At 42.0% G+C, this 13,757-nt stretch carries 13 protein-coding genes; all 13 read left to right on the top strand.

The genetic code is table 11. The annotated features are described in order from the left end of the window. Positions 1-53 precede the first annotated feature (53 nt). Positions 54-1,352, top strand: coding sequence for a lysine N(6)-hydroxylase/L-ornithine N(5)-oxygenase family protein (locus FZC76_RS07095; RefSeq protein ID WP_316246595.1), 1,299 nt, complete (start codon positions 54-56; stop codon positions 1,350-1,352). Positions 1,353-1,462: 110 nt separating this feature from the next. Further along, the gene (locus tag FZC76_RS07090; RefSeq protein ID WP_148987569.1) at positions 1,463-1,981 is read left to right on the top strand and encodes a type 1 glutamine amidotransferase domain-containing protein; all 519 of its coding nucleotides are present in this window, start codon (positions 1,463-1,465) and stop codon (positions 1,979-1,981) included. Positions 1,982-2,285: 304 nt separating this feature from the next. Then, positions 2,286-3,110 carry a M55 family metallopeptidase gene (locus tag FZC76_RS07085; RefSeq protein WP_148987568.1) on the top strand — a complete coding sequence of 275 codons (825 nt, stop codon included), beginning with the start codon at positions 2,286-2,288 and terminating at the stop codon, positions 3,108-3,110. Between the two features lie 52 nt (positions 3,111-3,162). Next, on the top strand, positions 3,163-4,095 hold the full coding sequence (locus tag FZC76_RS07080; RefSeq protein ID WP_148987567.1) for an ABC transporter permease: 933 nt from the start codon (positions 3,163-3,165) through the stop codon (positions 4,093-4,095). 1 nt (position 4,096) lies between these two features. Continuing rightward, a complete protein-coding gene (locus FZC76_RS07075; protein ID WP_148987566.1) occupies positions 4,097-5,047 on the top strand; it encodes an ABC transporter permease in 951 nt (316 codons plus the stop codon). 8 nt (positions 5,048-5,055) lie between these two features. Continuing rightward, positions 5,056-6,066, top strand: coding sequence for an ABC transporter ATP-binding protein (locus tag FZC76_RS07070; protein WP_148987565.1), 1,011 nt, complete (start codon positions 5,056-5,058; stop codon positions 6,064-6,066). 106 nt (positions 6,067-6,172) lie between these two features. Beyond that, positions 6,173-7,804 (top strand): peptide ABC transporter substrate-binding protein, encoded by a 1,632-nt coding sequence (locus tag FZC76_RS07065; RefSeq protein ID WP_148987564.1) that lies wholly within the window; start codon positions 6,173-6,175, stop codon positions 7,802-7,804. A gap of 328 nt (positions 7,805-8,132) precedes the next feature. Beyond that, on the top strand, positions 8,133-9,053 hold the full coding sequence (locus FZC76_RS07060) for a S66 peptidase family protein (protein ID WP_148987563.1): 921 nt from the start codon (positions 8,133-8,135) through the stop codon (positions 9,051-9,053). 14 nt (positions 9,054-9,067) lie between these two features. Beyond that, entirely contained in the window at positions 9,068-10,168 is a 1,101-nt protein-coding gene (locus FZC76_RS07055; protein WP_148987562.1) for a dipeptide epimerase, read from the top strand. After that, complete coding sequence (locus FZC76_RS07050) at positions 10,161-11,084, top strand: C40 family peptidase (RefSeq protein ID WP_148987561.1); 924 nt, start codon at positions 10,161-10,163, stop codon at positions 11,082-11,084. Before FZC76_RS07055 ends, FZC76_RS07050 begins: the two co-directional genes overlap by 8 nt. Positions 11,085-11,086: 2 nt before the next feature. Then, a complete protein-coding gene (locus tag FZC76_RS07045) occupies positions 11,087-12,106 on the top strand; it encodes an ABC transporter ATP-binding protein (protein ID WP_187441985.1) in 1,020 nt (339 codons plus the stop codon). Then, complete coding sequence (locus FZC76_RS07040; protein ID WP_148987560.1) at positions 12,093-12,902, top strand: serine hydrolase; 810 nt, start codon at positions 12,093-12,095, stop codon at positions 12,900-12,902. The genes FZC76_RS07045 and FZC76_RS07040 overlap by 14 nt, the downstream gene beginning before the upstream one ends. Positions 12,903-13,051: 149 nt before the next feature. Continuing rightward, entirely contained in the window at positions 13,052-13,702 is a 651-nt protein-coding gene (locus FZC76_RS07035) for an ATPase, T2SS/T4P/T4SS family (protein ID WP_262372476.1), read from the top strand. Positions 13,703-13,757 lie beyond the last annotated feature (55 nt).

Raw genomic sequence — 13,757 nt, 5'->3', positions numbered from 1 at the left:
GAATACAGGGTATAAATAAGACAGTCTAGTTAAAATGGGGGAGTCTGATGTCAATGAACAGAATATATGACTTAATAGGAATAGGGATAGGCCCTTTTAATCTTGGTTTGGCGGCATTAATAGAGAAGCAGCCTGATCTTACAACCATCTTTTTTGATAAAGAAGAATGTTTCAATTGGCATCCAGGTATGCTTATTGAGCAGTCCGATTTGCAAGTTCCATTTATTGCAGACTTGGTTACTTTTGCAGATCCGACAAGTCCTTACAGTTTCCTTAATTATGTACATAACCAGAACAGGCTATTTCAATTTTTCTTTTATCGTAGGTTTGATATTCCTAGAAGAGAATATAACCTTTATGCAAAATGGGTCTCAGAGCAACTTCAAAACTGCCAATTTCATACGGAGGTAGTGGCAGTATCTTTTAACGGGGATGTTTATGAGGTTGAGGTGAAAAAGGTAAATACAAGTGAAATCGAAACCTATCTTGCAAGGCATGTTGTAGTTGGGACAGGTAGTGTCCCTTTCATTCCAGACAATATGGAAGAAAGTGAACATCTGGTTCATACAAGTGATTACTTACAAGCAGCTAATGATATTAAAGGTTCCTCATCCTTTATTATAGTTGGATCCGGGCAGAGTGCTGCTGAGGTTTTTTACGAACTGCTTGAAGATCAAAAGCACCATAACTACTCTCTAACATGGTACACTCGATCTTCCAACTTTGCTCAACTAGAGAGTGCAAAGCTTGGACAGGAGGTATTCTCGCCAGACTATGTTCAATACTTTCATTCTCTTCCTTATGAAAAGCGAAAGGAAGCACTGGAAAGATTGGATACGGTCCGCAACGGGGTGGACAAAGAAACATTAATTAATATCTATGACCTTCTTTACAACCGTTCAGTGGAAGGGCGGGATAAAAAGATTACCATACAGCCCTTAACAGAAGTAAATGCCATTAAAGAAGAAAACAATTCCTTAATCCTCTCCTGTCACCAATGGGAGAAGGAGAAGGAATTTACGGTGCAAGCAGATAAAGTGGTACTTGCAACTGGTTACAAACCTCACATCCCTAAGTGGATTTGGAATAATAAAGAGGAAATCCAATGGGAAAGTGAAAAGGAATTCAAAGTAGACAAGAAGTTTCGCTTAGTTTGGAAGAAAAACAGAATGAATCATATGTATATGTCCACCAATCTTGAACATTCTCATGGGACAGCAGCTACCAATTTAAGTCTGGCAGTCATGCGAAACCAAATTATTATTAACGATGTGGCAGGAAAAGAGATTTATCCCATTCAGAAGGACTCCATTTTTCAACAGTTCTTACCGGATGCGCAAGGAAACGTTTAGTTTGATTGCTGGCGGGTACTTTATCTAATGTAGCTAAGTGGCTCTGAATAAATTGCAAAACGGACCATACTTGCAGCAGAGCAATCCTAACAAAAAGGAGTCGTTATATAATGATTAAGAAAATCGCAGTACTACTAACCAATGAATTTGAAGATTCAGAGTACACAGAACCTGCCAAAGCTTTTGAAGAGGCTGGTCACAAGCTGACAGTTATTGAGAAATCCAAGGGAGAAACGGTTAAAGGAAAAACGGATGGAGTGGAGGTCACGACTGATGCAGGAATAGATGATGTAACTCCTGAGGATTTCGATGCCCTGTTCATCCCGGGAGGATTCTCACCTGACATTTTAAGGGCGGATGACCGCTTTGTTACCTTTACGAAAGCATTCATGGATGACCAAAAGCCAGTTTTTGCTATCTGCCATGGTCCTCAATTACTAATTACGGCAGAAGCCCTTAAAGGAAGAGATATCACGGGATACACTTCAATTAAAATTGATCTGCAAAACGCAGGTGCTCATTTCCATGACAAAGAAGTGGTCGTATGTCATGATCAGTTGGTTTCTAGTAGAACACCAGATGACATTCCTGCATTTATTAGAGAATCGTTGAAGCTTCTAAATAAATAAGAATGGAAGGATCCAGACAAGGAGAAATACTCCAGTCTGGATCTTTTTTATGAAACAAAATACCAAAATATACTAAAAAGTTTTATTGAAATACATTTTTATATAGAGATTACTATCATACTCATACAAAAACCTGTATAACACGTGTCATTTGTTTCATGTACATTCCTTGCTTTAATAAGGTTTTAGTACATTTGAATAAAAAGTCTGAATAATTAGACTCATATTTTTCTAGTTTGATTGAATCATAAACATAATACTGTTATAATATTAAGAAAATTGTAACATGAAAGGAGGGAATTGGATGAATTTATATATATCGGTTGATATGGAAGGAATTAGTGGTTTGGTAGATCATACCCATGTCGATTCTAGGCTGCATAACTATGAACGTGGTCGTAAAATAATGACCCAGGAAGCAAATGCGGTCGTGACTACAGCTTTTCAAAAAGGTTTTAAAGAAGTTGTCGTCAATGACAGTCATTCAAAAATGAATAACATACTGATTGAGGATCTTCACCCTGAAACCAAATTGATTACAGGAGATGTGAAACCTCTTTCTATGGTTCAAGGATTGGATGATAGCTTTGATGCTGCCATTTTTGTAGGATATCATGCAAGAGCTTCGATGAAAGGCGTCATGACACACTCCATGATTTTTGGTGTAAGGAATATGTACATAAATGACGTGCAAGTTGGCGAATTGGGCTTTAATGCCTATGTAGCTGGTTATTATGGTGTACCAGTCATCATGGTGGCAGGGGATGACCAAACAGCCTTTGAAGCAGAAAGCCTCATCCCTGGTATACATTGTGCAGTTGTCAAGGAAGCGGCTTCACGTTCTGCTGCTAAATCACTGACTCCCATTAAAGCACAAGCGCTAATTAAAGAGCGAACATCTAAAGCATTGGATGACATACATAATATAAAGCCTTTGGTACCGCCTGATCATCCAACGTTACGTATTGAATTTGCCAACTACGGACAAGCGGAATGGGCAAACCTAATGCCTGGAACCGAAATAGAGCCTGGGACAACAATTGTCAAATTTCAGGCGAAAGATATAAAAGAAGCTTATCAGGCTATGCTTGTGATGACAGAATTGGCTATGCGAACAACATTCTGTTGATGAATTCTTAATTACATAAAAACCCTTTAGTATAGAAAGTGTGAGTGGGAGAATGGGAACTTTTATAACAAAACGATTACTAGCAATGCTCATAACTTTATGGGTCATTATCACGTTGACATTCTTCTTGATGCATGCCATTCCGGGTTCGCCACTCAATGAAGAGCGCTCTACAAGCGATGTGGTTCAACGCAACTTAGAAGCACACTATCACTTAGACAAACCGATACCGGTGCAATATGTGATGTATTTAAAGACTCTAGTGACATTAGACTTCGGCCCGTCGATTAAACAACCGTCCCAAACAGTAAATGACATGTTGGGCCGAGGATTTCCAATTTCGTTTGAGCTTGGAATGATTACGTTAACCATTGCCGTTATTTCAGGTATTTTCCTGGGAGTGATTGCTGCTCTAAAACGCAATGGTGTCATTGACTACATGGCAATGACCTTTGCGGTGTTCGGGATATCTATCCCCAATTTTGTCCTTGCTACTTTGCTCATACAGCAGGTTGCAGTTACTTGGGGCTTGCTTCCGCCTGCCACTTGGACGAGCTGGAAGCATATGATACTGCCGACATTAGCTCTTGCAACCGGTCCGATGGCAATCATCGCAAGATTGACTAGAGCAAGCATGATGGAAGTGTTGACACAGGACTACATACGAACAGCGAAGGCAAAAGGGTTATCCCCTGCAAAAATTGTGTTTAAGCACGCGCTTCGAAATGCTCTGCTTCCAGTTGTCACAATCTTGGGAACTCTTGCTGCAGGAATTTTGACTGGAACATTTGTTATTGAGAAGATCTTTGCCATTCCCGGCATGGGGAAATATTTCGTAGAAAGCATTAACTCCCGTGACTATCCAGTCATTATGGGAACGACTGTTTTTTATAGTGCTTTTTTAATCATCATGCTTTTTCTTGTAGATATAGCTTACGGGATATTAGACCCTCGTATTAAGCTTCATAAAAAGGAGGGGAACTAATATGGCGCAGCGTAAACTTCAAGAAAATCAAGAAAACAGAGTGCCGGATGAATGGTTTAAACCTGTGGATAAAAATAAGGGAGAAGCAGAGGCTGTTGTCCGGCCAAGTCTTTCTTATTGGCAAGACGCTTGGCGAAGGCTTTTGAAAAATAAACTGGCGATGGCAGGGTTGGTTTTTCTCGTATTCTTGACTATCATGGCCATCTTTGGTCCGATATTTTCTCCTTACAGTGTGACAGAAACAAATCTGCCTAATCAGAATCAGCCACCATCCTCTACCCATCTTTTTGGTACAGATGAACTTGGAAGAGATGTTTTCACTCGTACCTGGTATGGTGCGAGAATTTCCTTGTTTGTTGGTTTGATGGCCGCGCTGATTGATTTTATTATCGGAGTAGTTTATGGGGGAATTGCAGGCTACAAAGGCGGCAAGACAGATAACGCCATGATGCGTGTGGTGGAAGTGCTCTATGGACTTCCTTATCTATTAGTTGTCATTTTACTTATGGTTGTGATGGGCCCGGGATTACTGACTATCATCATTGCTCTAACTGTGACAGGTTGGGTTGGGATGGCGAGGATTGTCAGGGGGCAGGTATTACAAATTAAGAATTATGAGTTTGTGCTAGCATCTAAAACATTTGGAACGAAGACGTCTCGAATTATTAGAAAGAACCTTCTTCCGAATACGATGGGACCAATCATTGTTCAAATGACATTGACCGTACCGGCAGCTATTTTCGCCGAAGCATTTTTGAGCTTTCTTGGATTAGGTGTGAGTGCACCTTATGCGAGCTGGGGTGTAATGGCAAATGATGGACTGCCAACAATCATTTCAGGACATTGGTGGCGCCTGTTCTTCCCGGCATTCTTCATCTCCATGACCATGTTTGCGTTTAACGTGCTTGGAGACGGATTACAAGACGCACTAGATCCAAAGCTGAGGAGGTAAGTGACATCATGGAAAAAGTACTTCAAGTAAAAGACTTACATGTTTCCTTTACAACATACGGTGGTGAAGTGAAGGCGGTCCGTGGGGTAACCTTTGACCTGCATAAAGGGGAGACGCTGGCCATCGTAGGAGAGTCAGGCTGTGGGAAAAGTGTAACGTCTCAAAGTATTATGCGTTTAATTCCAGAACCACCGGGCCGCATTACGGAAGGTTCCATTCTTTTTAAAGGAAAAGACTTAACGAAAGTGTCCGAACCGGAAATGAGAAAAATTCGTGGAGCGGATATCTCCATGATTTTCCAAGATCCAATGACAGCTTTGAATCCTACCCTGACGGTAGGGGATCAAATTATGGAAGGGATCATACAACATAAAAAGGTATCCAAAGCAGAAGCGAAGAAACAGGCGGTGGACATGCTCAAATTAGTCGGCATCCCTAGTCCGGCAGAGCGCCTGAAACAATATCCTCATCAGTTCAGTGGAGGAATGAGGCAACGTATTGTCATAGCAATGTCCCTCGTCTGTCAACCAGAAGTATTGATTGCAGATGAGCCAACAACAGCACTAGATGTGACAATCCAAGCTCAAATTCTTAACTTATTCAAAGATATCCAAAAGAAAACAGGTGTCTCCATCATCATTATCACTCATGACCTCGGTGTGGTAGCACAAGTGGCAGACCGTGTGGCTGTCATGTATGCAGGGAAGATTGTGGAGTCTGGAAATAGGAGAGAGATCTTCTACAGAGGAGAGCATCCGTATACGAAAGGTCTATTAAACTCCGTTCCTCGGCTCGATTTAGAAGATGAAGAACTGGTGCCTATTGTAGGGTCTCCACCGGATTTATTTTCACCACCAACAGGCTGTGCATTTGCAGCAAGATGCGAGCATGCGATGGAGGTATGTGAGCGCGTATATCCGATGAAGACAACCTTGTCCGAGGAACATCATGTAGATTGCTGGCTACAGGACCCAAGAGCTCCTAAACCAGTAAAAACAGTGATTTCTACTATAAGGTAAGACTTATAGTGAAATAGAGTTTTATAGCTGTTGATTGGAAAACAAAGCTCAGCGGAAATCAACAGCGACGTCTTACACATTTAAGTATCAAGAGGGGGAGTAACACATGAAAAAGGTAATGGCATTATTAATGACCGCGATGCTTGTGTTCATCTTAGCTGCATGTACAGCAACCAACAACGCAGGAACCGACACGAGCGAAGACACTAACAACAACGACAGCACATCAGGAGAAAAGGTTCTACGTTTGAACAACGGATCTGAGCCAACATCATTGGACCCGCCAATCGGCTTTGACTCTTATTCCTGGAACGCACTAAACAACTTGATGGAGGGACTGACTCGCCTAAATGACGAGCATCTTCCGCAAGAAGCTACAGCAGAAAAATGGGATGTCTCCGAAGATGGAAAAACTTACACGTTCTATATCCGTGACAACGCAAAATGGTCTAATGGGGACGATGTAACTGCAGGAGACTTCGAATTTGCCTGGAAGCGTCTTTTAAACCCTGACACAGCATCTCCTGCTGCCTTCCTGGGTTACTTCATTGAAGGTGGAGAAGCGTATAACAACGGCGAAGGCTCTGCTGACGATGTGAAGGTAAAAGCAGTTGACGAGAAAACATTAGAAGTTACACTTGTAGCTCCACAAACATATTTCTTAAGTGTTATTACAAATCCAGCCTTCTTCCCAATCAATGAGAAGGTGGCTACAGAAAATCCAGAGTGGTTTGCAGAAGCGGATTCTTTTGTAGGAAATGGTCCGTTCAACCTTGCAGAGTGGGAGCATGAAAGCCACTTTGTAATGGCTAAAAATGAACAATATTGGGATGCTGACGCAGTGAAGCTTGATAAAGTTCACTGGGCAATGGTTAATGATACCAACACCGAATACCAAATGTACCAAACAGGGGACCTGGATACTTCAGGAGTTCCTGCAGATGTGAGTGAGCAGTTATTTAAAGAAGGAAAAGTTAATGTCGGGGAGCAAGCAGGAACTTACTTCTTCCGTTTCGGTGTAGAACAGGAACCTTTCCAAAACGCGAACATCCGTAAAGCATTTGCGATGGCAGTTAACCAACAAGATGTTGTGGACTACATTACAAAAAGAGAAGAAGAGCCAGCTAAAGGATTTGTTGCTAAGGGCTTTAATGATCCATCAGGAAATGATTTCCGCGAGACAAACGGAGACCTTGTGACGTTTAATGCGGAAGAAGCAAAAGCGTTACTGAAAAAAGGAATGGAAGAAGAAGGGTATGAAACATTACCAGAAGTAACGTTGACTTATAACACAAGTGATGAGCATAAGCGTATTGCTGAAACACTTCAACAAATGTTCAAAGACAATCTGGGAGTAGATGTGAAACTGGCAAACATGGAATGGAATGTATTCCTTGATGCGCAAAAAAACTTAGAATTCCAATTCTCCCGAAGCTCTTTCTTGGCTGACTATGCGGACCCAATCAACTTCTTGGAGAATTTCCAGACTGGTCATTCTATGAACCGTACGGGCTGGGCCAATTCCAAGTATGATGAACTGATCCAAAAAGCCCTTAACGAGGCTGACGAAGCAAAGCGATTTGAGTACATGTATGAAGCGGAAAAGGTTCTATTTGAAGAGATGCCAATCATCCCATTGTATTTCTATAACCATGTTTATCTTCAAAACGAAGCGGTAAAAGGAATCGTTCGCCATCCTGTTGGATACATCGAACTGAAATGGGCAGATAAAGAATAAAAGGTTATAAGTTTTGGCTCTGTTAAAGCAAACTGTTGATTTTTGCAGCAACCTAGCTGTTGATTGGAGCAATAGGCGAAGACTCCTTAGGGAGATAGCGTTTAGGGGAGACCCCGCAGGCGCTTTTCCGAGGAGGCTCCCCAAACGCCCCTAGGAAAGCGAACCCTAGTGCGTAAATCAACAGCGGTGTTTAACGGAACCCAAGTTTTAAAGGAGAAGGGTGTTCACTGAACACCCTTTTCATTGAAATAGGGAATACATACTGATAAGTCATAACCATACATATACATAGTTTGATAGAAACTATATAGGAGAGGAGTGGCGAAACATGAAGCCACTGCGTTTGAAAAAAGGTGACACAGTAGGAGTCATCGCACCTGCAAGTCCCCCGAAACAAGAAAAATTGAAACTTGCGTTACCTTTTTTGGAAGACGAATTAGGATTGAAAATAAAGATGGGCAAGTATGTGGATGCCCCATACGGTTACCTTGCTTCAAAGGATGAGGAGAAGATCGATGATCTGCATGCGATGTTTCAGGACGAAGAAGTAAAGGCCATTTTTTGTGCGTGTGGTGGGTTTGGAACGGCAAGGATCGCCTCTAACATAGATTACGATATTATTAAAAATAACCCCAAAATTTTCTGGGGCTACAGCGACATTACCTTTTTACATCATGCATTTTACCAACAGGCGGGATTAACTTCCTTTCATGGTCCGATGCTGAGCTCTGATATCGGACTCGATAGCATCCATCCTCTATCCAAAGCGTATTTTCAACAGCTGTTTGAACCGACGGAGATCGTGTATACAGAAGAACTTTCCCCGCTTGAAGTGATGAATGAGGGCGTTGCAACCGGAGAGTTGGTTGGTGGAAATCTAACCTTGCTTGTAAGTTCACTTGGAACTCCGTTTGAGTTGCAGACCAAAGGAAAGATCCTCTTCTTTGAAGATATTGATGAACAACCGTACAAAGTGGACAGAATGCTTAATCAGCTGAAAATGGCCGGGAAATTTGCGGATGCGAAGGGAATTGTCATCGGCAATTTCCATAACTGTGTACCAGATGAAGGGAAAGCATCCTTGACGCTAGAGGAGGTCATCACACAGCATGTTCAAGATGCAAATAAACCGACTATGAGCGGTTTCCAATTTGGACATTGCTCACCTAATATTGCGGTGCCTCATGGTGCGAAAGCGGAACTGAACACATACAACAAGACATTAACCATCCAAGCGGGAGTGGATTGAAAGGAGAGAAAATCATGAACATCCAACAAATGGAGACCTTTCGAACGGCAGTTCCTCTTTCCAAACCATTCAAAACAGCGTTGCGTACGGTGTATGTTGCAGAAGCAGTGGTAGTGAAAATCACCTGTGATAACGGTCTAATCGGATGGGGGGAGGCACCTCCAACACATGTTATCACAGGAGACAGCCTTGATAGTGTGGAGTATGCCATTCAACAAATTTTAAAACCGAACCTAATAAATGAAAACCTACTAAACTATGAACCGTTACTGCAAAAACTGCATAAATCACTAGTCCGTAATTCAAGTGCAAAAGCTGCAGTGGATATGGCTATCTATGATTGTTTGGCCCAGCACAGCAAGCTGCCTCTTTTTCAATACTTGGGAGGTGCGAAAGCGGAACTTGAAACAGATTTCACCGTCAGCGTCAATTCCCCGAAGGAGATGGGTGAGGACGCCTTGCATTATTTGGAGAGAGGTTTCCGTGTTCTCAAGGTAAAAGTAGGGAAAGACGATATGGCGTCAGATATTGCGAGAATTAGAGAGATCAGAAGCCGTGTTGGAGATGCGGTGGAAATCCGTTTGGATGCAAACCAGGGCTGGACGGCAAAGGAAGCCATACGCGGTATTCGCAAAATGGAAGACCTGGGGTTGAATATCGAGCTTGTGGAACAACCTGTTATTGCACACGATTTAGATGGCTTAAAACAGGTTACCGACTCCGTGGAAACACCTATAATGGCAGATGAGAGTGTATTCACGCCAGAACAAGCCCTTCAGGTATTCCAAACTCGAAGTGCAGACCTGATTAATATCAAGCTTATGAAGTCGGGCGGAATATTTCAGGCCGAGAAAATTAATAGTATCGCAGAAGCCTATGGAGTCGAGTGCATGGTAGGCAGCATGATCGAGACAAGGCTCGGGATCACAGCAGCGGCGCATTTTGCCGCCAGTAAAAGCAACATCACACGATTCGATTTCGATGCACCACTTATGCTCGCCGCGGATATTATTACAGGTGGTATCCTCTATAACGGGCGAAAGATTAGTTTTCCAAATGCTAATGGATTAGGGATCACTGATGTAGATGTAAAAGGAGGAGTCAACGTTGAGTAAATATGTCATAAATGTACCGGTTGCTACCATCTGGACCTCTTATAATTCACCAAGAAAACTGGATGAAAAAGCCACCTCCAATCCTACCGATATAAAAAGTTGGCTGGATTCACTGAACTTTGAAACAAGACTAGAACTATGTGATGACAACCTCATCCAGTCTCAATTGCTTTTCGGTCAGGAAGTTCTCGTATTGGAAGAGAAGGAGAATTATTACCATATTATCGCTTTGACCCAAGGTTCATCAAAGGATCAAAGAGGATATCCAGGCTGGGTTCCTAAATGTCAAATTACCGAAGTTTTGAACTGGAAGCTTACAGAAAGCTCTGTCGCAGTAGTGACAAGCAACCTGGCTCCCCTATATTCAAAAACGGAGAAAGAGTTACTTGAGTTGAGCTTTCAAACCATTTTACCGGTAGTGGAAAAAGGAGAAGGGTCAGTAAAGGTTCAACTTCCTGATGGTGAGTTTGGTGTGCTTAGGTCGGATGATACCTCAATTTATGATGGGCTAGTTTCCATCCCTAAAGGCTCCGGAGCGGATATCGTCCAGACAGGAGAGAGATTTCTCGGCCTCCCGTATTTATGGGGTGGAATGAGTGGTTATGGTATGGATTGTTCCGGTTTCAGTTATACGATGTGTAAAGCAAACGGTTATACCATTCCACGTGATGCCCATGACCAGGCGAAAGAAGGATTGGAGGTTCCGCTTGATGCTTTGGAGCCTGGAGATCTATTGTTTTTTGCTTATGAAGAAGGTAAAGGAAAACTCCATCATGTTGGAATTTATCATGGAGACGGCAAACTCTTACACTCACCGAAAACTGGAAGAGATATTGAGATTCTTCCAATGAAAAATACCATCTATGAAAAAGAACTATGTGCAGCAAGAAGGTACTGGCAAAAGGACGGGGAATAATCATGCAAAAGAAATTACTTCAAGTAAAAAATCTGCAGAAATATTTTTTCCTTGGAAAAAAACAAACCTTAAAAGCGGTAGACAACGTATCATTTGATATATATCAAGGGGAAACATTCGGCCTTGTTGGTGAGTCTGGTTGTGGTAAATCAACTACCGGAAGGACCATCATTGGTCTTTATGGGAAAACAGCAGGCGAGGTGACCTTTAACGGAAAAGATGTCCACAGCCTAACGGAGAAGGAAAAATTCGCTTTCCACCGAAACATGCAAATGATATTCCAAGACCCATATGCATCTCTTAATCCGCGTTCTACAGTGAAAGAAATCATTTCTGAACCCATGGAAGTACATGGAATCTATAAAAATAGTAAAGATCGAACAGAGCGCGTCTATCAATTGTTGGAGGATGTTGGTCTCAACCGCGAGCATGCGAACCGTTACCCGCATGAATTCAGCGGGGGACAAAGACAGCGAATTGGTATTGCCCGTGCGCTGGCCTTGGATCCAGACTTTATCATTGCCGATGAACCAATCTCTGCATTGGATGTATCCGTCCAAGCTCAAGTTGTGAACTTAATGAAACGGCTTCAAAAGGAAAAAGGCTTAACCTATCTGTTTATTGCCCATGATTTATCTATGGTCAAGCATATCAGTGACAGAATAGGGGTTATGTATCTGGGGAAAATGATGGAACTGACGGAGAGTAAGGCACTGTACAAAAAGCCATTGCATCCCTACACACAAGCCTTATTATCTGCCATACCAATACCGGATCCGGATCTAGAAGACAAGCGTGAAAGGCAAATTGTCCAAGGTGAGATACCTAGCCCGATAAATCCACCAAGCGGCTGTGTCTTCCGCACCCGCTGTCCTCACGCCATGGAAGCTTGCAGCCAATCGGTTCCTGATTGGCAGGAAGTAGAGGACAGGCACTATGTGGCATGCCACTTATATAACGAAAAGATTGTTGGTCCAGATAAAGTAAGGGAAATGGTGGCAAGTGCACATGATGGGAACTGAAACCCGATTGTTGGAGTTGAAGGAACGTGTTCAGGCAGTGGTGGATTCCACGGCCGGACACGTTAGTTTTATGCTGGAGGACAATTGTGGCCAGCTACTGGAAAAAGATTGTGATGTACCGAAAAAGGCGGCTAGTCTGATAAAGATTCCGCTATTAATGGCAGCTCTTAAACAGGTGGAGGCAGGCAACATAAATCTGTCTGACAGAATGAATATTGAAAGTGAAAGTCGTGTTGGTGGAGCAGGTGTTATTCAGTATTTAGATCAGGATACAAGTTTCACTCTATGCGACTTTTTAACATTGATGATAACGGTATCCGATAATAGTGCTACCAATAAAGTTATTGACCTTATCGGAATAGATTCTGTTAACAAATTCTGTACGGAGCAAGGATTAAGCAACACGATACTAGAAAGAAAAATGATGGATGTTAAAGCTTCCGATGCAGGGTTGGAAAACAGAACATGTGCACGAGATATAGTTGCGTGTCTAAAGATTCTCCTAGATCCCAAGTCTAATGTATTGAACGTAGAAAGTAAGCAATTAATGATGAGTATGTTAAGAGGTCAACAGCTCCTGGACAAGTTGCCATTTTTTATGAATCTAAATACTGTTCAAGTTGCCAACAAGACAGGCGAGCTGCCAGGTGTGGAACATGACTGTGGAATTGTGACATTTGGAGAGAAGAGCTTGATAATGGCAGTTCTAGTAGATAATCTAATTGAAAATCCTTCTGGTAAGCGAGCAATTCAGAAGATTGGCCGTATTATAGAAGAATATTTAAAAGGTTCCTGATCTTTTTAAAGAGAGGAACTTTTTTTTGAGGAAATTAAAAACATTGAAGGATTCTGTCATTTTTTGAAGAATAATATAAGGGCAGTTAATTTTATTGGAAAGGAGTAATACATCACAACCCTTAAATTCAATGACAATTGAGGTGACAAATGAATATTGAAAAGAAATGTGAAGAAATTGTTCGTCAAGCAGTCCGCTTACAAGTTTCAGATATTCACATTAAACCCCTAGAAGCGTCTGCTAAAGTTCTTTTTCGACTCGACCATTACCTCTATGATCAAGAAGAACTCCCGCTTGAAATCTATGAAAGAATGTTGTCCCACTTAAAGTTCCAGGCCGAAATGGACATCGGAGAAACAAGAAAACCCCAGAACGGCGCCTTAAAGCTCTACGTTGACTCCAAACCGATTAACCTTCGACTCTCTACGTTGCCGACAGTTAACCAGGAAAGCCTGGTTATCCGAATCCTGCCGCATGATGATAAACAATTCCCTTTAAAACACCTATCCCTATTCCCGAACTCTACCAGAAAGTTATTTTCCTTAATGAAGCACTCCCATGGACTTGTCTTGTTCACCGGTCCTACTGGATCTGGGAAAACCACTACACTGTATTCCATTCTAGAGGAATCAAAAAGTTTGCTGCAACGCAATATCATTACCTTAGAAGATCCTGTTGAGCGAAAAAGCAGACATGTTTTGCAAGTGCAGGTAAATGAAAAGGCTGGTATTACTTATGCCTCTGGGTTAAAAGCCATTCTAAGGCACGATCCGGATATGATTATGGAACTAGCCCTATAAACCTTGATGTAACAGTGTTTTCATAGCTCATTTATAGGGCATGACCACAAATTGA

This window comes from Sutcliffiella horikoshii (genome assembly GCF_008180725.1).
GTDB classification, from domain to species: domain Bacteria; phylum Bacillota; class Bacilli; order Bacillales; family Bacillaceae_I; genus Sutcliffiella_A; species Sutcliffiella_A horikoshii_B.
The sequence above is the reverse complement of the archived record's forward strand: the minus strand, read 5'-3'. Positions and strand labels throughout refer to the sequence as shown.